Raw genomic sequence first — 21,179 nt, 5'->3', positions numbered from 1 at the left:
GGGTTGCCAATCTTGGGGGGGCAATTTCATGATATTAGCAATCGCCAAAATAATCACCATAAAAGCGATACCCAAAACCCGCAAGGTTGGTCGGACGGTATAACTATCAATCAAGGCTTTAGCGAGGGGGGCGGTGATTAATGGAGACAAGCCAAAACCAATAATTGTCAGCCCGACGGCTAATCCTTTTTTATCGGGAAACCAGCGGGCGGAAACGACCATGGGCACTCCGTAAGTAATGCCGACACCAGTCCCAGCAATCACGCCATAGGCGATCGTCATGGTGATGATATTGTCAGCAAAACTAGACAGAATATAACCCAACCCAACAACAAACCCACCAACTGCTGTAATGGCGCGAGTCCCAAATTTAGGTATATAAAAACCTGTAATTGGCATCATCAGGGCATAAAACCCTAGCGCCACTGTATAGGGTAATAGGCTTTCGGTGGCGGTCAGGTTTAACTCATTTTCTAGGGGAGTCCTAAAAATACTCCAAGAGTAAACGGTCCCCAAACACAGTAAAACGGTGATTCCCAAAGGAATGAGTAGCCATCTTCCTTGGTCTGATGGTAGTCCTAACACCCGCAATTCTGAATCATTTTGATGGTCAGCTTTCATGAATTTAGGCCAAAATCCGTGCTAAATTTGCGCTAAACTTTTGCGATCGCAATGATAAACCCTATCTCACTCAGCATCAACTGACAAAATGATACGGGACAGAAAACTATTGCCGCTTTTCAGGGATATAGTAATAATGCGACCATCAATGAGTCGAGTTTGACTAGGGGGCTGTCCCGTCCCTGGATTGACAGGATAAGCGGGAAAACAAGCCCCACTCAAACTTAAACGAATTTGGTGGGATTGAGGAATACAAATGCAGGTAGGCTGTAAATTAATTCGGATCGGGGTGGCTGGCTGATTAACTCTGACATAACCCTGAGTAAAATTCCACACACTCCCATCGGGTCGCACTTCTGACAAAATTGCACACAAGTCAAAACTAGGGCTATCAGCTTCACAGTAAACCTCAACAAATACATTTCCGACTAAATGCAAATCCTCATGTAAAGCATCAGAAGTGTAGGTAAGTACATCAGCGCGACAGTCCAAAGCGCGACGATCAAAAGATCCAGGAGTTAATGTAGCATGACCCCCAAGGGCTGGGACTGGACGGAAAGGATCATGAACAAACACATCCACAGTATCGGGTAAAATGTGTTCGTCTTCCTCGTCTTCTTCGTCTTCTTCGGCAGCCATAGAAGCGATTATATCCTCTGGTAAAAGTAAACCAGAATCTGGTCGAATTGCGGCTAGACCTGTACTGGTGAGAAAATAAGATTGACTAGACCCTTGCGGCCATTGGTCAAACTCTCGCCAGCAATTATCCCCCATGGAAAACAGAGTGACAGGTTTTTCCTGCAAAAGTCCGGTATCAATACCTTTAAGAAAATGGTTAAACCAGCGGATCTGTAACTCATCAATGGGATTAACCGCCTCTGGACCATAATCAACACCACCCACCTGTCGGCCCCAGGGTAAATGCGGCCAAGGTCCAATAATCAAATACTGAGGAGATGAACTACGATTAGCCATATCCCGATAGAAATTAACCGTCCCCCGCAGATAGGTGTCAAACCATCCGCCAATGTGCAGCATGGGTAAATCCAGATTATCTGTGGAGGGGGAAAGATCCCGCCAATAGTCTCCCGGCTGATCCTGCTGTAGCCAATCATGATAGAAAGAATCAGCAGCCAGGTTTGTAAAGGTTTCAGGAGAGGCAGGAATTTCGCCGTATAAGGGCAGATGCCGGGAAAGATTATATAAACCCCTATAGGCTGGTTCATCCCGCCGCAAGCGCGCGGTTTCGGTGGCTAATTGAATTCCCCAAGCTAGGTTAACCTGCCAGCAAAAAGCCCCCCCTTCATAAGCCCAATCCTGATACAGGTCACAGGCGACCATGGCGGGACAGAGGGTTTTCAGGGCCTGTGGGTAGCCACTGGCAGCATAAATTTGAGTCATCCCCTGATAGGAAAACCCATACATCCCCACATAGCCATTGCTATGGGGTAAATTAGCAGCCCAGTTGACGGTATCAACGCCATCTTCTAATTCATGGGCGAATAGTTGAAACACTCCCTCAGAGGTTCCCCTTCCGCGCACATCTTGAATTACTACGATATAACCCTGTTGGGCGTACCATTGGGGATGGGCGTAAACTACGGTGGATGCGATCGCCCTTCCATAGGGTTGTCGCATTAATAATACCGGAAATTCCCCTGACTGTTCTGGGCGATAAATATCAGCATCCAAACGCACCCCATCTCTGGTTAGCATGGATGCTGTTTCTTGAACTATCATAGATCACAAGAACTCCATAGCAGAACCTGTGGGGTAAGGATGCCCAACACAATATGATTCACCCTATCACTAGGTGAGCAATCCTAAACCACCACATTATCAAAATTAATGAGTCCTTGATGAATTTTCCACTACCTCGAACCAGAACCCGTCGCGATCGCATTCCGTCGAGTTCAAATAGTGGAAAAGGTTGCCAACTGTCGGCATTATAGAGAAGCCCACAGTGGTGGACTAATACGGATTCCTAGCTAGGTTTTGATCGCCATCTATCTGGTAGGCGATCGATTATGACATTCTTGGCGAACCGCAGGCGGTGATCACTGATGCCAACCGAATTTTACTCCCGCCGCATTGTCTTGATTAAGCCATCCCAGAAACACCACTCGCGCCCATAGACAACCTGAGTCATGCTTCACTGGTTATCAGCAAGACAGATGAGCCTGATATTTATTTATTCTTCGTCATCTTCATCAACCATGCCCTTTGGTTCAACTTGAATCAGGTGAATATGTTTAGATCCCAGGCGAATTTCAAATTGATCACCGGGTTTCAAACCCATTTCCTGGGTATAGTTAGCACCAATTACCAAGGAGCCATTTTTATGAACGCAAGCGCGGTAACTAGCTTCCCGGCCACGTCCATCTTTAGAACGACCCGGATCTAAGGCAATTCCTTTAGCTGCCAGCAGTGCATCATAAAACTCGGTCATGTTCGCACGAGTTTGGTTGTCTTTTGTGCGGGTGTAATAGCCACACTGCTTGGCTGTCTCACGACGAGAGTAGCTGGGTCCGAGTGATTTGACTTTTTGCAGTAAAGTCTTTCCGGTCATCGGTTCTTCAGGAAGTTTTTCTGCTGTAGTTTTTGCCATTGATCTACTCCATTTCTAATTTAGTCAATCCTAACATATTTGTTGGATATTTTATAGATCATATAACTTAAATGTCGCTGAGGAGTAATTTTTTTTATGGGAACTCCTGACATAGACTTGCTGACTGCGATCAAATCAGAACCACTGGACTGAAAATGCCCAGGAAATGGACAAAGCAAATTCCCCAATCTTTCCTTTTCCCTGGGGAAGCCATCTATGACAGAACCTAGGTAGATTTGACTGCTAAGATCCCGACAACCAATAAATATTGTCCCCCCCATCAAGGCAAAATATATTAGTTTTAAATAATACAGTTACCGTGGGTCTGATAACAGTGGAGACAAACCATGACGAGATTTGACATAAACTAGACCAAAACCTATCTGAAAAACGCCATATCCGGTGGTTGTGAGTATCCCCGACTCGGACAATTAAGCGATCGCCAATGGGGGGATGTATAACCTAACCGAATAGCGGATAACAGCGATTTGAGGGGATAGAGTATCATAGACAGGCTGAGGATATCAACAGCTTTGACGGTCTCCCCCTCCAGCTACCCAGAGAAATCTGTTGGCAGTGAGCAAATGCTATAGCTTAAAAGGCGATCGCACCAACCCGAAATTATTCTGATCTGATCTGATTGAGTAATTGATAAAACGCCTCCCAATCATCGGCCGCCACAATCGGTTCCCAAACCGCCTCAATAGCTGGTCTGAGCAAAATCGTAGTCGGGTTATATTGTTTGAGGGTCTGTTTCATTTGTTCCATTTCGGCCCTCGACTTTGACTGCAAATGGTGATAGTACAGATGTCGCCAGGGGACTAAGTGTTTAAGATCTCCTATATCCTTGAGAATCTCGGTTTCATCATCTCGCCAGAGGGGAGTAAAGCCTTCCCTGAGTTGGGAGAAGAAGTCATGATATCCCACTGTATTGTCTTTGAGCAAATCAATAGTCAACTTAATCAATTCTTCGGGTTCAGAGACCTGTGCTTCTGGAAAGCCCAATTTTTTTAAGATCAATTGCTGGTAAGCCTGACCATAGTAGTCAAAGAAATTGTCTAAAGCCTGTTTGAGGCTATCTGAGTCTGCCACCATTGATAGAGGTTTTTGCAGCAACTCGAGATTACCCCGACAAATCAAAGGCTGATTACCATAGCAGTAAAGCCTACCATAGTCAAAATAGGCAGCGGTGAAACTCCGATCATAAGTCGGCATAAATGCGTAGGGACCATAATCAAAACTCTCCCCTGTAATCGACATATTATCGGTATTTAAGACACCATGACAAAACCCAGCAGCCATCCACTGAGCGGCTAAAGTGGCTACCCGTTGCACCAATTCCCCATAAAAAGCGACGAAGCGATCGCCAGAGTCTAATAAATGGGGGTAATAAATCTCAACCACATGATCTAAGAGTTTTTTGATCAGATCTGGGCGACCAAAATAGTGCAATCGTTCAAAAGTTCCGAACCGAATATGCGATCGACTCATTCGCACCATTACCGAAGACCGGGTAGGGGAAGGTTCATCCCCCCGCCATAACTTTTCTCCGGTTTCAATTAAACTTAAACATCGAGAAGTCCTCACCCCTTGTCTATGGAGTGCTTCTGCTGCTAATACTTCCCGGACTCCCCCCTTTAAAGTCAGGCGGCCATCGGCATGGCGAGAGTAGGGAGTTGTACCCGATCCTTTAGTACCAAAATCATACAATTCTCCATCTATTCCGCGCACCTGTCCATAGAGAAACCCACGACCATCTCCCAAACCGGGATTATATTCTCCAAACTGATAGCCGTGGTAACGCATCGCCAAAAACCGCGTCACACTTTCAAATTTACCAAAAGCCTCTATAAAATCGAGATCTTGGGTTTCTTGTGGGTCAATTCCCAATTTGAGCAGCAATTCATCATTACGGAAACGCAAAATATGCAGCGGGAAGGAGGCGGCCGCTACGACATCATAATAATCATCCCCCAAGCTCTCAAAAGCGGGTTCATATTCGAGAAACAGAAAAGGATTGGACATGAAGGCTAAAATTCCAATTCTCGATTATTTTATAGGTAAAAATTGGAATTGACAACCCCTTATCCGATCGCATAATCGCCCATCGCCAATTTTCCAGCCTGATAGCTATTTGGGGATTAATCAGTAATTATCGCGGGTAAGACGGGGTAAGGAATGCCTAACTCCCCAAAAGTCTTTTTAGCGCGGCGAATTAGGTCAGTTTTAAAAATAAACTCATCCCTAACATCCATGGGATAGCATCTCAGCTTCACCAAAGTTCCCCAAGGCTTCTCATTTACCACCACCACAATGGGGAGGTTAAGTTGTGTATATTTGCTGGTCTGAGCCACTCTATATAGTATAGGGATAATGCGATCGATATCGGCATCATGGGCAAAATAAAAATCCACAGCCGCCTGTGCTTCTACTTGACCCTTATTGGCATTGATGATCGGATCTGTCCACATTTTATTATGGGGAATGGTGACAATATCATCATCAGGGGTTTGCAGTTGGATCGCACGGAGTCCATAGCTGATGATTTCCCCATACTGACCATCAATAGTGACGCGATCGCCTACTTGATAAGGTCTTTCAAATAAAGCAATCATCCCAGAGATCACCGAACTGGCATAATCTTTAAAGGCAAAACCCACCGCCACCGCAGCCGTCCCAGTTATCGCCAACAGATTAGTCGAGGATAAGTCCAGAAACAAATTAATCAAGATCACCCCCGCTAACCCAAAAATAAAGGCTCGCCAGAAGGGTACAGACTCTTTGATCAATAAACGAAACCGCAGCGGGACCTGTTCGGAAAACCAGTAAAGAGACTTTTCGGTAAGTATAATACTGCCATAGGTCAGCAGAAAAATCACCACCCCCAAGATAATTTTCCCAAAGGTGATCTCGGCCAAAATTTGATTAGGGTTAGTGGCTGCTTCGCCGTTGGTTTCAGCCAATAACTGATATAGCCAAATGTCGATTAACATTTCTAATCCTCACCCACCAGAAATTTATTGTTATCGAGATCTCGCTTGAGACGAGGGTAGTAAATACCATTGATCGCAAACCGTGGCGCTGCGCCACTATTTCCCGGACAGCGGACAATTAAGCCATCACGGATGAGTTTCTGAACCTGAGTTTGAGTTGCACTCTCTCCCTCCCCTAAAGTCATACACAAGTGAGGCAAAGAGATGGAACCATGTAATATTAAGGAAAACAGCAAAAAGCGATCGCTTTTAGTCAAACTGGGCAATTCTGGTATGCTAGGGCGATCGACCAACCAAGGTTGATCAGGATTTTCTCCGGTCTGGTTTTCCCCTTCTTCCTCCTCTTCCTCTTCTGGCGGCGGGGAAATACCCAAAGAATTTAGCCAAGCCTCAGCCGCGATCGCACGATTACCCTCAGACACATCTTCTAGCTGCTCAAAATATCGTTTTTCCTCACTACAACACCAGTTGTCATCTGGTTTTTCCTCCTCACCCTCGGATTTTTCACGCCATTGTAGATCTACAGTTTCCCATACCGGAGTTAACCATTCCTTGAGTTCGATCGCACTGAGAGGCGGAATTGATGTTTTCACACCCACCAAATTTCCCAGTTGACAAACTCGATCTAAATATAGCCAACTCCAATGGTTACAACCAATCAGCCAAAACCGTGAGCGATCGCTAAAAATCGCATCTGCTAACCTTTCAATTCCCAGCAAACCATCCACACACCGCAAAAAACACCAACTCAAATCAGGAATTACCACCAGCGATCGCTCTTCCTGAGTCGGTTGTAAAATACTCTCTTCTAGTTGTGATATAATAATAGTATGGTTTCCCGGTCGCTCTGACCAAGGCAGCCATTGGCGAGTCAAACCATCCATTGGTTCTGAGGAACTCAAAGTATCCCAAAACACAGTAGATATAGCCTCTACCGGACTAGCCAAAACCACCATAGCATTATCACATTCTGCCCCCTCAGACCAGGAATTAATCGCTTTCGACAATTGTGCGCGCAATAACTCTTGGTGAGGTGATGGTGTCTTTAAATCAGCCACAGCTTGTTTGAGGCGCAGTAAATTCTGGGGTGGAATTGGGTCAAGTTCTATTCCCTTAAATTTGTCCCCCAACTCATCAGCCTGGGCTTTAATTTTTTGATGTGCGCTGGGAAACCAAGCCCCAAACTGTTTAAAAATTTGAGCGATCGCCATTGGGAGTAGTTTAGTAAATCGGGAATTGACTAACAGACAAGGAAAAGACAATTGACAATCATCAATCATCAATTGTCCCTCCCCAAATTTTCCATTAATTCCTAACGCATTTGCATAACGATCACTGATCGCGCTTCAGTTAGGATAGGTTGATTACCAGAGTAATAAGGTCCTTGTGGCAGCAATAAAGATTCTTTGGTATCAATAATAACTTGCCAATGTCGAGCCTGTAAACCTTCTGGTAAAACAAATTCGATTTCCTCATAGTGAGCATTAAATAATAGCATAAAGCTATCATCCATCACCCGTTCACCCTTAGGACCACGGGCGGGAATTTCCTCACCATTGATCAAAACAGCGATCGCCTTAGCATATCCAGCATTCCATTGTTCCTCAGTCATTTCGCCGCCGTCTGGATTAAACCAGCCCAGATCATTAACTCCCGAACCATGAATAGCTTGTCCTTGGAACCACTTACGGCGGCGGAAAACCGGATGTTGGCGGCGGAAATAAATCAACTGACGGGTAAAATCCAACAGAGTCGCATTAGACCCAGGTAGATCCCAATCGAGCCAAGAAATTTCATTATCTTGACAGTAGGCATTATTATTGCCTTTTTGAGTCCGTCCCAACTCATCACCGCTGACCATCATCGGCACCCCTTGGGATAACATTAATGTCACCAAGAAATTACGACGCTGGCGGTTTCGCAACTCTAAAATATCAGGATCATCTGTTTCGCCTTCTTCCCCACAATTCCAAGAGCGGTTATGGCTTTCCCCGTCGTTGTTATCCTCCCCATTCTCTTCGTTGTGTTTTTCGTTGTAACTCACCAAGTCATTGAGAGTAAATCCATCATGGGCGGTGACAAAATTAATACTAGCGTGAGGTTGTCGTCCATTATCCTCATACAGGTCAGAACTCCCGGTAAACCGATAAGCAAATTCCGCCAAAGAACTATCCTCACCGCGCCAGAAGTCCCGCACCGTATCCCTATATTTGCCATTCCATTCCGACCATAACAGGGGGAATTTACCCACCTGATAGCCACCTTCTCCCACGTCCCAAGGTTCAGCGATCAACTTGACATTAGAAAGCACCGGATCTTGGTGGATAATATCAAAAAATGCCGCTAGACTATTGACCTCATAGAGTTCTCGCGCCAAAGCCGAGGCTAGGTCAAAGCGGAAGCCATCAACGTGCATTTCCAAAACCCAATAGCGCAGGCTATCCATAATCAGTTTCAGAACTTGGGGCTGGCTAACATTGAGGGAATTACCACAGCCAGTAAAGTCCATATAATAGCGGCGATCGTCTTCCATTAACCGATAATAACTAGCATTATCAATCCCCCGCAAGGACAGAGTAGGGCCGCAATGGTTGCCTTCTCCGGTGTGGTTATAGACAACATCTAAAATTACTTCGATACCTCCAGCATGGAGGGCTTTTACCATTTCCTTAAATTCCCGGACTTGGTTGCCAGCGGTGGGGTCAGCACTATAGTTATACTGTGGCGCAAAATAGCCAATTGAGTCATAACCCCAATAATTTATTAACCCCTTATCTACCAAGTGTCCCGGTTGAGATAGAAAATGATGAACAGGCATCAATTCCACTGCTGTAATTCCTAGGGACTGTAAATAGGCGATCGCCGCCGGATGTCCCAAACCCCCATAAGTGCCCCGTAATTCTTCCGGGATATCCGGGTGTAGTTTAGTAAATCCCCGCACGTGCATTTCATAAATAATTGTCTCATGTTGGGGAATATCCAGGAGCTGATCATCTTCCCAGTCGAAGGACTCATCTACAACCACCGCTTTCGGCACTAAATGAGCATCATCCAATTCCGAATAGCCTAAATCTAATTCGGGATCTTCCCATCGATAGCCAAAAATTTCTTCACCATAGCCAATTTCACCATCCAAGGCTTTGGCATAGGGATCAATCAGCAGTTTATGAGGATTAAAACGATGACCTTCATGGGGTGCAAAAGGACCATGAACCCGGAAACCATAGCGTTGACCGGGGGCTATTCCTGGTACATAACCATGCCAGACAAAGTTTTCTACTTCGGTTAGGGGAATGCGAGTCTCTTGGTCTTTACTATCAAATAAGCACAATTCAACTGCTGTGGCATTTTCACTGAATAATGCAAAGTTAGTCCCTTTACCGTCCCAGGTAGCACCTAAAGTTTTAGCATTACCCGGCCAAATAGGTATATACATCGTGAAAAATTCCTGTTGTGAATGATTAATTAGCTTCATCACCCACTTGGGGCGGAAATTTTAACCAGATCCATTCTCCCTCAACTTGGGCGATCGCACCACCGGGAAAAGGATCACTTTGCGATCGGTTTGGGGCATAAATTAAGCGGGTCAGTTTTTCGACTTGTTCAAAGTTAGTCCCTTTCCTCAGTACCTCCTCTAAAAACCTTCTCATCACCCGACGTTGCAGGGCTAAAGGGGCTGATTTTAAATGGTGGCGATTTACTCCATAGCTATTATTACACGGCGCAGGAGCCATAGCCAAACTATATAATTCATCAGCTTGTTGTTCCAAATATTCTACATCAGCCCGCAATAATTCAGCCGTTTGGGCTAAGGCTTGTTCAACCTTGGGGTTAAACTTATTTGCCAACTCCGGTATCAGTTGATGTCGAATACGGTTTCTAGCATAACTCACATCTGTATTAGTGCTATCTTCCCAAATTTGCAAATCTCGCTGTTGACAAAATTCTCCCGTTTCCTGACGAGTTATCTCTAGTAAAGGACGCACTAATATTGGCTTTGTTTCTGCCTCCCTCCCGAATATAGGACGACTCCACACTAAAGAAGTTAATCCATCGGCACCACTACCACGAATTAGATTATATAATAACGTCTCAGCCCGATCGCTTTTCGTATGACCTGTTACTACATAACCATAATTATCTGTTTGGGCAATTTCCCCCAACACTTGATAACGCCACTCCCGCGCCGCCGCTTCTGTTTTCGGTATTTGTGGGGCTGTTAATCGGTAGCAGGGGACCTGCCAAATTTTACCCAACTCCTCAATATAATCAGCATTAGCTACAGAGTCACGCCGCCACTGATGATCACAATGGGCGATCGCCATTCGCCAATTCCATTTCCCTTGCAAGTCTAATAATAGTCTGATTAAACACATCGAATCTTGACCCCCAGACACAGCCACCAACAGGGCCTCTCCACAGGGTAAAAGATTTCGGCTTCTCAGAGATCTATGTACCTTAGCATGAACATCAGTCCAGGGTGTTTGACTAGCCATCAACAGAACCACGAACCCGCACCAATTGGCTTACTCCCCTGTCAACTATACCCCGAATGTTGTAGGATTTCTAGGAATTGCTAAACGCTCACATATACCCAATGGATATTTTACCAGGACAATCTGGCTGCGTCAGGGTTGATGATAGGTCGGACAAGCACACCAGCTTCACCGTTTCCGTAGTCGTACCTGTTTATAACGAATTAGAAAGTTTACCCACTCTCATCACTTCCATTCACCAGAGTTTCACCGATGCGGCGATCGCCTATGAATTAATTTGCGTCGATGATGGTTCTGTAGACGGTTCCGCCGAATTACTCAAACAACAGGTCTTAACCAATCCTCACCTACGGGTAATTATCCTCCGTCGCAACTACGGTCAAACCCCCGCTATGTCTGCCGGTTTTAACCACGCCAAAGGTCAAGTCATTGTCACCCTCGACGGAGACCTACAAAATGATCCCGCTGATATACCCCATTTATTAGCAGAATTATCTAAGGGTTACGACGTAGTAAGTGGCTGGCGCAAACATCGTCAAGATGACTTCTTAACTCGCCTACTTCCCTCCAAAATTGCTAACTGGTTAATCGGTAAAATTACCGGAGTCCAACTTCATGATTATGGCTGTTCTCTCAAAGCCTATCGTGCAGAAGTAGTCCATGACATGAAACTCTATGGAGAATTACACCGCTTTTTACCCGTTTTGGCTTTTATCGAAGGCGCACGAGTCACTGAATTACCTGTGCGACATCATCCCCGCCGCTATGGTCGCAGTAAGTACGGTTTAGGTCGCACCTTTCGCGTATTAATGGATTTATTTACCATTGCTTTTATCAAAACCTTTCTCACCCGACCTATGCACGTTTTTGGGCTGCTGGGTTTTGTCCTTTTACTATTTGGTATCACCGCCGGAGGGTATCTCAGTTTCCTCCGCTTAGTATTGGGCGCTAGTATCGGACACAGACCTCTCTTAATGTTGGCTGTTTTGCTCACATTAACTGGTATTCAATTATTGTGTTTTGGACTCTTGGCTGAGTTGCTTATGCGGACCTATCATGAGTCTCAGGATCGCCCTATTTATCGGGTACGAGAGTTAATTGAGTCCCCTGATGGTCCTACTTTTGCTACCTTGGACCTATAGCACCATCATAGCCCCTATCCTTAGCAAAAACCTCTATACACAAAAAGTGTATTTTGTCAATACCAGGCTGCGGGGCTAGGATCAATTTACCCCAAAACCCGTGCATCGAATAACTCCAATTTACCCCAACAACTTACCCTAAATCACCAGAGAATCATGGTTCTAGCCGATATTTTGCGAATTTTGCATAAGAACCCCTGGATTATTATTTCTCTAAAACTACCAGAACCCCCATTCTCTCGTCAAGTATTGAGAATAATTTGTAATAAATTTCGCAACAATTATTAACAATTTTTTGAATATTAAAATTATTCCGGCAAAAATATTTGTATCACTTATCTAAAGCCGGGAATTTTCGAGAATTTTTCAGCAGCCAGTTGACAGGTTTAACCAAAACCTGATAAGCTAATGCTATGATGGTTCCTTGTCTTAATGCCAAAATACATGATTTGGCTACAGCCGGAGGGCGGGTTTTTTAATCCTCTCACCCCCAGATGTAGTTAACGGTGGAACCCTCGGTTAAGGGCGGGTTTTTTAATCCTCTCACCCCCAGATGTAGTTAACGGTGGAACCCTCGGTTAAGGGCGGGTTTTTTAATCCTCTCACCCCCACATCTAATTAACGGTGGAACTCTCGGTTAAGGGCGGGTTTTTTAATCCTCTCACCCCCAAATCTAATTAACGGTGGAACTCTCGGTTAAGGGCGGGTTTTTTAATCCTCTCACCCCCATATGTAGTTAACGGTGGAACCCGCCCCTACATAGCGTCCCTATTATTCATTGATCAAGACGGGGAAAATTTTACACATCATGTATTGTGGGTGAGTGTGGGGAGAGCGATCGCTATTAACTTCTGTGGTAGGTTGATCGCTAATGTCTTGTGGGGGATGAATGCAAATAGCAACTTGTCCGACACCTCCCATGAGGTCAGCCACACGGTCGATAATAGTATCAATTTGATGGAGAAGTCGATCGCCAATTAACACAGAGGGAGCAATAATAAAAAAAGTTTTGACTCCCGTTGGACTCGGAGCCATACCTAGGCGACATTCAGTTAAAAGGTCTTGAATTGACTGGTGTAGAGAGTTAGGGAAGCGTTTAATCAGAGTTTGATAAAAGGACTGACTGAGAGAGCGATCGTCAAATATGGGTTGAGATAACATATTAGATTCTTCGATATCAACTTCAATAACGGAACATTGCTCTAGCTTAACATTTACTTACAGACTGGGAAATTTATTTCAGTCGGGATTGAATTAAATCTGTCCACAGATAGGGGGGCTGGGGACAAATCCCCAACCCTCTCCCATGAAAATTAACCCTTTAAACACTAATAACAGATTGGCGATCGCCCACCTGATTAGATTTTGGTTCTAGGGAAGATTGTAGGCGATTGAGAGCATTAATGTAAGCCTGAGCAGAAGCTACGATAATGTCAGTATTAGCAGCATGACCAGAAAAGACTCGTCCTTGATAGCGTAAGCGAATAGTAACCTCTCCGATCGCATCAATTCCCGCAGTTACTGACTGTACCGCAAACTCAATCAACTCATTAGGAACATTAACCACCCGGTTAATAGCTTTATAAACCGCATCCACCGGACCAGTTCCCGTAGCCGCGTCAGTCAACTCTTGACCTTCAGGAGTTCTGAGGGTAACAGTCGCCGTCGGACGAGCATTATTTCCACAGGACACCTGTACTAACTCCAGGCGGAACAATTCTGGGGTTTGTTGAATTTCATCATTAACAATGGCTTCAATATCCCAGTTAGTGACTTCTTTTTTCTTGTCAGCCACATCTTTAAATCGGACAAAAGCCTTATTAATCTCATCATCAGACAGGTCAAAACCCAACTCCTGTAGACGATTTTGGAAGGCATGGCGGCCGGAATGTTTACCTAAGACAATCAGGTTATCATTCAATCCAATGGATTGAGCATCCATGATTTCATAGGTTAACTTATTTTTGAGAACTCCATCTTGGTGAATTCCCGACTCGTGAGCGAAGGCATTAGCACCGACAATGGCCTTATTCGGCTGTACTAACATCCCCGTTAGGTTAGATACCAGACGGGAAGTTTTGTAAATCTCACGGGTATTAATATTGGTGATGGGAACTTCTGAGTCAGCCGGACGACCGAAGAAGGGGTTAAAGAATTGTCGGCGCACATGGAGAGCCATAACTAACTCTTCTAGGGCTGCATTTCCGGCACGCTCTCCGATACCATTAATAGTACATTCGAGTTGTCGTGCGCCATTTTTAACGGCTTCTAGGAAGTTAGCCACCGCTAACCCTAGGTCGTTGTGACCGTGGACGGAGATAATGGCTTGATCGATATTGGGGACGTTTTCTTTAATTCCGCGAATTAAACCGCCAAATTCTGAGGGGGTGGTGTAGCCGACAGTATCGGGAATATTAACTGTTGTCGCACCAGCGGCGATCGCTCTTTCTAAAACTTGATAGAGAAATTCGGGGTCAGAGCGTCCAGCGTCCTCTGGAGAAAATTCGATATCCTCACATAACGATTTAGCATAGGCTACCATCTCGCTGGTGATGTCTAGGACTTCCTGGCGAGTCTTTTTGAGTTTGTATTTCAGGTGAATATCAGAGGTAGCAATAAAAGTATGAATGCGGGGATGAGCCGCCGGTTTCAGAGCCTTAGCCGCCGCTTCAATATCAGCCTTGACAGACCGAGCTAGACTACATATAATCGGACCGTTTTCGGTTCCTACGGTTTCCGCAATGCGTTGTACGGCTTCAAAGTCTCCGCTACTGGCGATCGCAAACCCGGCTTCAATTACATCTACTCCTAAACGCGCTAGTTGTCGAGCAATCACTAGCTTTTCATCAACGTTTAACGTAGCTCCTGGGCATTGTTCTCCGTCCCGTAGGGTAGTATCAAAAATAATTACCCGATCTGGGTGGGGTTGAATAGTCATTGGTGTAAATCCTCCCATAGTCAACAGTTTAACTTAATAGTCGATTTTCTCAATCTGGTCTCGGATGTCGTTAAGATCTATATAGCGATCGGTAGCGTTGCGTAGTTCCCTGGCAATCATTCCTTCTGTGGAAACCACGGTGATATGAGTATTTTTAGAACGTAGCAACTCAATAGCTCGCTCAAAATCACCATCTCCGCTAAACAACACTACGCGATCGTATTGATCTACCGTATTAAACATATCGACCACAATTTCAATGTCCAGATTTGCCTTTTGAGAATACCTACCTGAACTATCATCATAGTATTCTTTTAAAATTTTGGTGCGGACTGTATATCCTAGGCTAATCAAGGCATCCCGAAACCCCCTTTGGTCTTGAGGGTCTTTGAGTCCCGTGTACCAGAAAGCATTAATAAAAATCAGATCGGCTTGTTCATGTTTAAAATAGTCCAAAACCCTTCGGGGATCAAAAAACCAGCCGTTTTTTTGTTGAGCGTAGAACATATTGTTACCGTCTACAAAAATAGATAGACGGTTTCTCAAGTTAGGCATACAAACTAAAGACCTAATATTTGTAGTAAAGAATTTAAACTAGATACTTTATCTTAGCACGTGAATACTCACTAAGTTTAACCCGAATCTCTGACAAGATTGATATGTCATATCAGAGCCTATAATCGAACCTATGCCTAGGTTTTACTATCCTCCAATAGGCTAACAAAACCCTAATTTTCGAGTTGTCAGAACCATATAAAAATATCATATTGGCTGTTCAATATCCTAATTTTACGAGAGTTTTACCTGAGTTTCACCTTTGATTATATTAGCTGCAATTGAAATCACTACTAGCCGATCTTACCCTCCTTTCAATGGCGGTTATGATCTTCAGGAGTTTAGTTAAAGCCAGACCAACAGCGAGCCACAGTAGTATCTTACTGCTAAAGTTAGTCAGCGAGCCATCAAGGTCTAAGATATAGCCAGTGCGACCGAGTGATTTCTGTGGTAGGTAATAATGCCATACTGGACTGATGACTGGACACCACAAACGCCACTAACTGACGAAATACCTAACTGGTACATTCGTAGCATGGGCGGCGCTTTGGCTGAAACTGACTAATAGTAGTGTTTTCTGGTCTCAATTTAAAATATAGAAGTCCGATTATGACCCTCATAATAGTATACAGTGTTGTGCGATCAACTTGCGCCAGCGATCGCCCCACTCAGCAGAAAACCCCTACATTTCTTGACTCTCCAAAGCCCAGCGAGCTAGTTGGGTGCGGTTATGAAGTCCAGTTTTACCTAACATATTACTGATATGGCTTTCAATAGTCCGCTGGCTGACTTCCATAATTTTGGAGATTTCTCGGTTTCCCTTTCCCTTGGCTACCAACTCAACCACCTTTAACTCTGTTGGGGTCAACTCCACCCCAGAGCGAACTTTAATTTTTGGGGAGGTTCCGATGACGGATTTACGATATCGGGTTAGACGTTCAGTTTGTCGCAGAGATGACTCTACCTGAGCCATTAGTTCTTCTGGATCAAAAGGCTTGACCATATACACATCAGCCCCGGTATTGAGGCCTTTAACCCGGTCTTCGCTTTGTCCTTTGGCGGATAGGAAAATTACCGGAATCCAACCAAATTGGGAATTTTCCCGGATTAGCTTGACTAGGGTATAGCCATCCATCTCCGGCATCATAATGTCACAAATTATTAATTCTGGCACTTCTTCTTCCAGTTTTTCGAGGGCTTTTTGACCATTTTCGGCAATGGTGACTTGATACCCTCGCAACTCCAGATAATCGCTGACCAAAATCACGAGGTTAGGATCATCGTCTACTAGCATAAGTCGCCTTGGTTCCGGTGCGACAGTATTTTGGTTCATTGTTCCGTTGGAGATATGATCTAGTTGGGGGACTATTAACAGTTTGGGTGAACTTCCTAGGGGCAGCAGTATACAGGGGGTTTTACCCTATGATATCTTAAAATTCAACCATGCCAGCTAGAATCGGACTCCTTACCCTGTCAGTGACTGATAATCAACTGTTGTTTTCTAGCTCAGATAAACTTAATGGGTGGCTGAGAAAGGCGTACTCCTCTACAACACTAGACCCGATTAGGTGTTCTTGAATAATCCGTTCAATCACTTCGGGAGTGGCGGATCTATACCAAACACCATCGGGATATACTACTAAAATTGGCCCTTGACAACACACCCGCAAACAATTGGCTTTGGTTCTAAATATACAACCGGGATGGTCGGCTGTGGGACGGTCTAGGTTTAGTTCTTTGAGCCGATTTTTTAGATAATTCCAAGATTCGATACTAGCTGACTTGGAGCAGCATTTGGGGTTGGTTTGGTCAGCGCATAGGAATATGTGACGCTGAATTTGCGATAAGCCTAGGTTCTTAACTGTCGCGGATAGGGACCCTCCTTCGCAATACTGGGGGTTTTCAGTTTCCGGTTCTGGGTTTTGAGGATGTTCAATCATGGAATTACGGATAATGATACCTGAGACTCGATTATCCATTATACGGGAGACATGGGAAACAGTGGCAAGTTCGCACTCAGCACTAAATTTTCGGCTATTTTCACTTTTCACTACCGGATCTGTTCGGGAACCCGTACAGTTGATGCTGTTGCGATCGCCTCACTCGATTAGGTAAATTAGCACTCAGAGGTTGAGAGTGCTAAAAACATCAGATGGACATTCGACCGAGATGGGCAAACTTGAGACAGTTTCCCGTTCGTGGGGTCTAAATGCTGTTAACTCTCACCCCCAGTATTTGAAAATAGGAGGTAATTGAATGGCTGCTGTCTCTCTTAGTGTTTCTACGGTTAAACCCCTTGGCGAGCGCGTTTTCGTTAAGGTCAGTGCTTCAGAAGAAAAAACTGCAGGCGGAATTCTCCTGCCGGACACTGCTAAAGAAAAACCCCAGGTTGGCGAAATCGTAGCCGCTGGACCGGGACGACGCAATGATGATGGCTCCCGCTGCGAAATGGAAGTCAAAGTCGGCGACAAAGTTCTGTATTCCAAATACGCCGGAACTGACATTAAACTCGGTGGCGATGAATACGTCCTGTTAGCCGAAAAAGACATTCTGGCGATCGTCAACTAAACCGTCAACTAATAACTATCCCACATTTTGACTCTTCTGTGGGTGTCTCAGCGTGAAAGCTGATTCACAATCCTTTGTAGTATCCGAATAGCAACTGAAATAGGAACCTATGGCAAAACGTATTATATACAACGAAAATGCTCGTCGCGCCCTCGAACGTGGTATGGACATCTTAGCTGAGTCCGTAGCCGTTACTCTCGGACCAAAAGGCCGTAACGTAGTCCTGGAAAAGAAATTTGGCGCACCCCAAATCGTTAACGACGGGGTGACGATCGCCAAAGAAATCGAACTCGAAGATAACATTGAGAATACTGGTGTAGCCCTGATTCGTCAAGCGGCTTCTAAAACCAACGATGCGGCTGGAGATGGAACCACCACTGCAACGGTTCTCGCCCATGCCATGGTTAAAGAAGGACTGCGGAACGTAGCAGCCGGAGCTAACCCCATTGAACTGAAACGGGGAATTGATAAAGCGACAGCTTTCTTGGTAGACAGAATTGCTGAACACGCTCGCCCTGTGGAAGATTCTAAAGCGATCGCTCAAGTTGGTACCATCTCTGCTGGTAACGACGAAGAAGTTGGTCAGATGATCGCTGAAGCCATGGACAAAGTGGGTAAAGAGGGCGTGATTTCCCTCGAAGAAGGTAAGTCCATGACTACCGAACTGGAAATCACCGAAGGTATGCGCTTTGATAAGGGCTATATCTCCCCTTACTTCGCTACCGATACCGAGCGCATGGAAGCTATCCTCGATGAGCCTTATATCCTGCTCACCGATAAAAAAATTACCTTGGTTCAGGATTTAGTTCCGGTTCTCGAACAAGTAGCTCGCTCTAGTCGTCCTCTGTTAATCATTGCTGAGGATATCGAAAAAGAAGCCCTGGCTACCCTCGTGGTTAACCGCCTGCGCGGTGTGCTGAATGTGGCTGCTGTTAAAGCTCCTGGTTTTGGCGATCGCCGCAAAGCCATGTTAGAAGATATTGCAGTTCTCACCGGTGGTCAAGTCATCACTGAGGATGCTGGTCTGAAACTGGAAAGCACCAAGATTGATATGCTTGGTAAAGCTCGCCGCATCACCATCACCAAAGACAACACCACCATTGTTGCTGAAGGTAACGAAGCTGGCGTTAAAGCTCGTTGTGAGCAGCTACGCCGTCAAATGGAAGAAACCGAGTCTTCCTATGACAAAGAGAAACTACAAGAGCGTCTGGCTAAATTGGCTGGTGGTGTAGCAGTTATCAAAGTTGGTGCTGCGACAGAAACCGAAATGAAAGACCGCAAACTGCGCCTCGAAGATGCCATCAACGCCACCAAAGCTGCTGTTGAGGAAGGAATTGTTCCCGGTGGTGGTACAACTCTGGCTCACTTGGCTCCCCAGGTCGAAGAGTGGGCGACCAGCAACCAATTGACTGGTGAGGCTCTCACCGGTGCTATGATTGTCGCTCGCGCTCTGTTGTCTCCCCTGAAACGGATCGCTGAAAATGCTGGTGAAAATGGCGCTGTCGTCGCTGAACGGGTGAAAGAAAAATCCTTTGATGTCGGCTACAATGCAGCCAATGGCGAATATGTCAATATGTTCGAGGCTGGTATTGTTGACCCCGCCAAAGTCACTCGCTCTGCTCTCCAAAATGCCGCTTCTATCGCTGGCATGGTCTTAACTACCGAGTGTATCGTCGCTGACAAACCAGAACCCAAAGACAACGCCGCTCCCGCTGGCGCTGGCATGGGTGGCGACTTCGACTACTAAGATTTCAGTTAAGATATCAGTTAAGGTTTGGGGCCGCCTTTGGCTTCGCCCCCCCTTAATCAAAAACCAGGGACTCCGATACCATCGGGGTCTTTTTTTGTGCATGGCCATCTTAATTGATAATTAATACTTGTAGTTTGCGACTGAATTATTGATTATTGATAATAAATTTAGCCACCAATATCTAGGGGTGATTTGGCTTAAATCATTGATATATATGGCTTTTGGCTATTCGTAACAAAACTTAACTTGCGTTTTATTGAAAGTTATTTACAATAAGTCTCAACAGCTTATTGAGATACTTATGCAATAAGCTGGGAAGATGTATAACGTTGTAGCACTATGCAGACTTACGAAAATCCAAGCGTCAAATATGACTGGTGGGCGGGTAATGCCCGCTTTGCTAACCTGTCTGGGCTATTTATTGCCGCCCACGTTGCTCAATCAGCCTTAATTGCATTTTGGGCCGGAGCCTTTACCCTGTTTGAGGTTTCCTGGTTCGACCCCAGCCTACCAATGGGCGAACAAGGGTTAATTCTGCTACCTCACCTAGCCACCCTGGGATTAGGTGTCGGGGATGGTGGACAAGTGGTAGATACTTACCCTTTCTTTGTGGTGGGAGCCGTTCATTTAATCTCCTCAGCCGTATTAGGTGCCGGAGCGCTATTTCACACCTTTAAAGCACCCGAAGATTTAAAAACCGCCCAGGGTCAAGCCAAGAAATTTCATTTTGATTGGGAAGACCCAAAACAGTTGGGCTTAATTTTAGGGCATCACTTACTGTTTTTAGGTATGGGAGCCTTATTGCTAGTCGCCAAAGCTATGTATTTTGGCGGACTGTATGATGCAGCAACTCAAACCGTCCGTCTGGTAACAGAGCCTACCCTTAACCCCGCAACTATCTATGGCTATCAAACCCATTTTGCCACTATCGATAACCTTGAAGATTTAGTTGGCGGTCATATTTATGTAGGGGTGATGCTCATTGCTGGCGGTGTTTGGCATATCTTGGTTCCCCCCCTCAAATGGGCGAAAAAAGTCCTGATTTTTTCAGGAGAAGCTATCCTCTCTTACTCCTTGGGTGGCATTGCTTTAGCCGGTTTTGTGGCAGCTTATTTCTGCGCTGTGAATACTTTGGCTTATCCTGTGGAGTTCTACGGTCCGCCCCTAGATATTAAACTCGGAATTGCGCCTTACTTTGCAGATACAACCGTCCTACCCATGGGCGCTCATACCCCCCGCTGTTGGTTAGCTAATGCTCATTTCTTCTTAGCATTCTTCTTCCTACAAGGACATCTTTGGCACGCTCTGAGAGCCTTGGGATTTGATTTTCGTCGGGTTGAACGAGCTTTAAACTCTATTGAGGTTTAAGTCTGAGTAAGTCCCCCCTAGACGGGTGGGTGGATGGGTCAGTGTCATCTCTTGATATCTATTGACTCATCCACTACTCGATTAGAGATGACTTACCCCCGCGTCTCATATCCTTTAGCAAATGGGAATAGGTTAAATGA

At 45.2% G+C, this 21,179-nt stretch carries 17 protein-coding genes; 4 read left to right on the top strand and 13 right to left on the bottom strand.

Going from position 1 to position 21,179, the window contains the following annotated elements:
• The 8 genes from B9T16_RS00450 to tilS all read right to left on the bottom strand — a co-directional run.
• The coding region (locus B9T16_RS00450) for an MFS transporter (protein WP_410243857.1) at window positions 1-621 on the bottom strand (621 nt) is incomplete at its 3' end.
• Between the two features lie 66 nt (window positions 622-687).
• Entirely contained in the window at window positions 688-2,361 is a 1,674-nt protein-coding gene (locus B9T16_RS00445) for a CocE/NonD family hydrolase (RefSeq protein WP_014273963.1), read from the bottom strand.
• 451 nt (window positions 2,362-2,812) lie between these two features.
• Window positions 2,813-3,229 (bottom strand): AbrB family transcriptional regulator, encoded by a 417-nt coding sequence (locus tag B9T16_RS00440; protein WP_014273964.1) that lies wholly within the window; start codon window positions 3,227-3,229, stop codon window positions 2,813-2,815.
• 621 nt (window positions 3,230-3,850) lie between these two features.
• Window positions 3,851-5,254 carry a protein adenylyltransferase SelO gene (locus B9T16_RS00435; protein ID WP_410243856.1) on the bottom strand — a complete coding sequence of 468 codons (1,404 nt, stop codon included), beginning with the start codon at window positions 5,252-5,254 and terminating at the stop codon, window positions 3,851-3,853.
• Window positions 5,255-5,370: 116 nt separating this feature from the next.
• Entirely contained in the window at window positions 5,371-6,222 is an 852-nt protein-coding gene (locus B9T16_RS00430; RefSeq protein ID WP_410243855.1) for a mechanosensitive ion channel family protein, read from the bottom strand.
• A gap of 2 nt (window positions 6,223-6,224) precedes the next feature.
• Entirely contained in the window at window positions 6,225-7,502 is a 1,278-nt protein-coding gene (locus B9T16_RS00425) for a MarR family transcriptional regulator (protein ID WP_410243854.1), read from the bottom strand.
• A gap of 32 nt (window positions 7,503-7,534) precedes the next feature.
• Window positions 7,535-9,658: a glycogen debranching protein GlgX gene (glgX, locus tag B9T16_RS00420; protein WP_410243853.1), complete on the bottom strand. Its 2,124-nt coding sequence runs from the start codon at window positions 9,656-9,658 to the stop codon at window positions 7,535-7,537.
• 25 nt (window positions 9,659-9,683) lie between these two features.
• On the bottom strand, window positions 9,684-10,718 hold the full coding sequence (tilS, locus tag B9T16_RS00415; protein WP_410243852.1) for a tRNA lysidine(34) synthetase TilS: 1,035 nt from the start codon (window positions 10,716-10,718) through the stop codon (window positions 9,684-9,686).
• 101 nt (window positions 10,719-10,819) lie between these two features.
• Between tilS and B9T16_RS00410 the strand changes: the two genes are divergently transcribed.
• Window positions 10,820-11,860 carry a glycosyltransferase family 2 protein gene (locus B9T16_RS00410; RefSeq protein WP_410243851.1) on the top strand — a complete coding sequence of 347 codons (1,041 nt, stop codon included), beginning with the start codon at window positions 10,820-10,822 and terminating at the stop codon, window positions 11,858-11,860.
• 771 nt (window positions 11,861-12,631) lie between these two features.
• On the opposite strand, the gene B9T16_RS00405 is transcribed toward B9T16_RS00410, so the two are convergent.
• The 5 genes from B9T16_RS00405 to B9T16_RS00385 all read right to left on the bottom strand — a co-directional run bounded on the left by B9T16_RS00405 (window position 12,632) and on the right by B9T16_RS00385 (window position 17,293).
• Window positions 12,632-13,021, bottom strand: a complete 390-nt coding sequence (locus B9T16_RS00405; RefSeq protein WP_006618369.1) for a hypothetical protein — start codon at window positions 13,019-13,021, stop codon at window positions 12,632-12,634.
• A 160-nt stretch (window positions 13,022-13,181) separates the two neighbouring features.
• Window positions 13,182-14,798 carry a 2-isopropylmalate synthase gene (locus tag B9T16_RS00400; protein ID WP_006618368.1) on the bottom strand — a complete coding sequence of 539 codons (1,617 nt, stop codon included), beginning with the start codon at window positions 14,796-14,798 and terminating at the stop codon, window positions 13,182-13,184.
• A 33-nt stretch (window positions 14,799-14,831) separates the two neighbouring features.
• On the bottom strand, window positions 14,832-15,353 hold the full coding sequence (locus B9T16_RS00395) for an NYN domain-containing protein (protein ID WP_006618367.1): 522 nt from the start codon (window positions 15,351-15,353) through the stop codon (window positions 14,832-14,834).
• Window positions 15,354-16,035: 682 nt separating this feature from the next.
• Window positions 16,036-16,686 (bottom strand): response regulator transcription factor, encoded by a 651-nt coding sequence (locus B9T16_RS00390; protein WP_014273969.1) that lies wholly within the window; start codon window positions 16,684-16,686, stop codon window positions 16,036-16,038.
• 154 nt (window positions 16,687-16,840) lie between these two features.
• A complete protein-coding gene (locus B9T16_RS00385; protein WP_317267723.1) occupies window positions 16,841-17,293 on the bottom strand; it encodes a (2Fe-2S) ferredoxin domain-containing protein in 453 nt (150 codons plus the stop codon).
• Between the two features lie 316 nt (window positions 17,294-17,609).
• Here B9T16_RS00385 and groES point away from each other — a divergent pair, with 316 nt between their 5' ends.
• From groES to B9T16_RS00370, 3 genes are all read left to right on the top strand, one after another.
• On the top strand, window positions 17,610-17,921 hold the full coding sequence (gene groES / locus B9T16_RS00380; RefSeq protein ID WP_006618364.1) for a co-chaperone GroES: 312 nt from the start codon (window positions 17,610-17,612) through the stop codon (window positions 17,919-17,921).
• Window positions 17,922-18,030: 109 nt separating this feature from the next.
• Entirely contained in the window at window positions 18,031-19,668 is a 1,638-nt protein-coding gene (gene groL, locus B9T16_RS00375; protein ID WP_410243850.1) for a chaperonin GroEL, read from the top strand.
• A 342-nt stretch (window positions 19,669-20,010) separates the two neighbouring features.
• Entirely contained in the window at window positions 20,011-21,039 is a 1,029-nt protein-coding gene (locus tag B9T16_RS00370) for a chlorophyll a/b binding light-harvesting protein (RefSeq protein ID WP_006618362.1), read from the top strand.
• Window positions 21,040-21,179: the final 140 nt, after the last annotated feature.

It is taken from the genome of Arthrospira sp. PCC 8006 (genome assembly GCF_046480465.1).
Taxonomy (GTDB): Bacteria; Cyanobacteriota; Cyanobacteriia; order Cyanobacteriales; family Microcoleaceae; genus Limnospira; species Limnospira platensis.
Note: the sequence above shows the minus strand (reverse complement) of the source record. Positions and strands in the feature narration are given on the sequence as shown.

Bases quoted from the DNA above. Each gene is read 5' to 3' on its own strand.
- B9T16_RS00370 (WP_006618362.1), top strand. From the start codon at position 20,011: ATGCAGACTTACGAAAATCCAAGCGTCAAATATGACTGGTGGGCGGGT.
- B9T16_RS00385 (WP_317267723.1), bottom strand. From the start codon at position 17,293: ATGATTGAACATCCTCAAAACCCAGAACCGGAAACTGAAAACCCCCAG.
- B9T16_RS00425 (WP_410243854.1), bottom strand. From the start codon at position 7,502: ATGATTGATGATTGTCAATTGTCTTTTCCTTGTCTGTTAGTCAATTCC.
- B9T16_RS00390 (WP_014273969.1), bottom strand. From the start codon at position 16,686: ATGAACCAAAATACTGTCGCACCGGAACCAAGGCGACTTATGCTAGTA.
- groES (WP_006618364.1), top strand. From the start codon at position 17,610: ATGGCTGCTGTCTCTCTTAGTGTTTCTACGGTTAAACCCCTTGGCGAG.
- groL (WP_410243850.1), top strand. From the start codon at position 18,031: ATGGCAAAACGTATTATATACAACGAAAATGCTCGTCGCGCCCTCGAA.
- B9T16_RS00430 (WP_410243855.1), bottom strand. From the start codon at position 6,222: ATGTTAATCGACATTTGGCTATATCAGTTATTGGCTGAAACCAACGGC.
- B9T16_RS00405 (WP_006618369.1), bottom strand. From the start codon at position 13,021: ATGTTATCTCAACCCATATTTGACGATCGCTCTCTCAGTCAGTCCTTT.
- glgX (WP_410243853.1), bottom strand. From the start codon at position 9,658: ATGTATATACCTATTTGGCCGGGTAATGCTAAAACTTTAGGTGCTACC.
- tilS (WP_410243852.1), bottom strand. From the start codon at position 10,718: ATGGCTAGTCAAACACCCTGGACTGATGTTCATGCTAAGGTACATAGA.
- B9T16_RS00445 (WP_014273963.1), bottom strand. From the start codon at position 2,361: ATGATAGTTCAAGAAACAGCATCCATGCTAACCAGAGATGGGGTGCGT.
- B9T16_RS00435 (WP_410243856.1), bottom strand. From the start codon at position 5,254: ATGTCCAATCCTTTTCTGTTTCTCGAATATGAACCCGCTTTTGAGAGC.
- B9T16_RS00395 (WP_006618367.1), bottom strand. From the start codon at position 15,353: ATGCCTAACTTGAGAAACCGTCTATCTATTTTTGTAGACGGTAACAAT.
- B9T16_RS00410 (WP_410243851.1), top strand. From the start codon at position 10,820: ATGGATATTTTACCAGGACAATCTGGCTGCGTCAGGGTTGATGATAGG.
- B9T16_RS00440 (WP_014273964.1), bottom strand. From the start codon at position 3,229: ATGGCAAAAACTACAGCAGAAAAACTTCCTGAAGAACCGATGACCGGA.
- B9T16_RS00400 (WP_006618368.1), bottom strand. From the start codon at position 14,798: ATGACTATTCAACCCCACCCAGATCGGGTAATTATTTTTGATACTACC.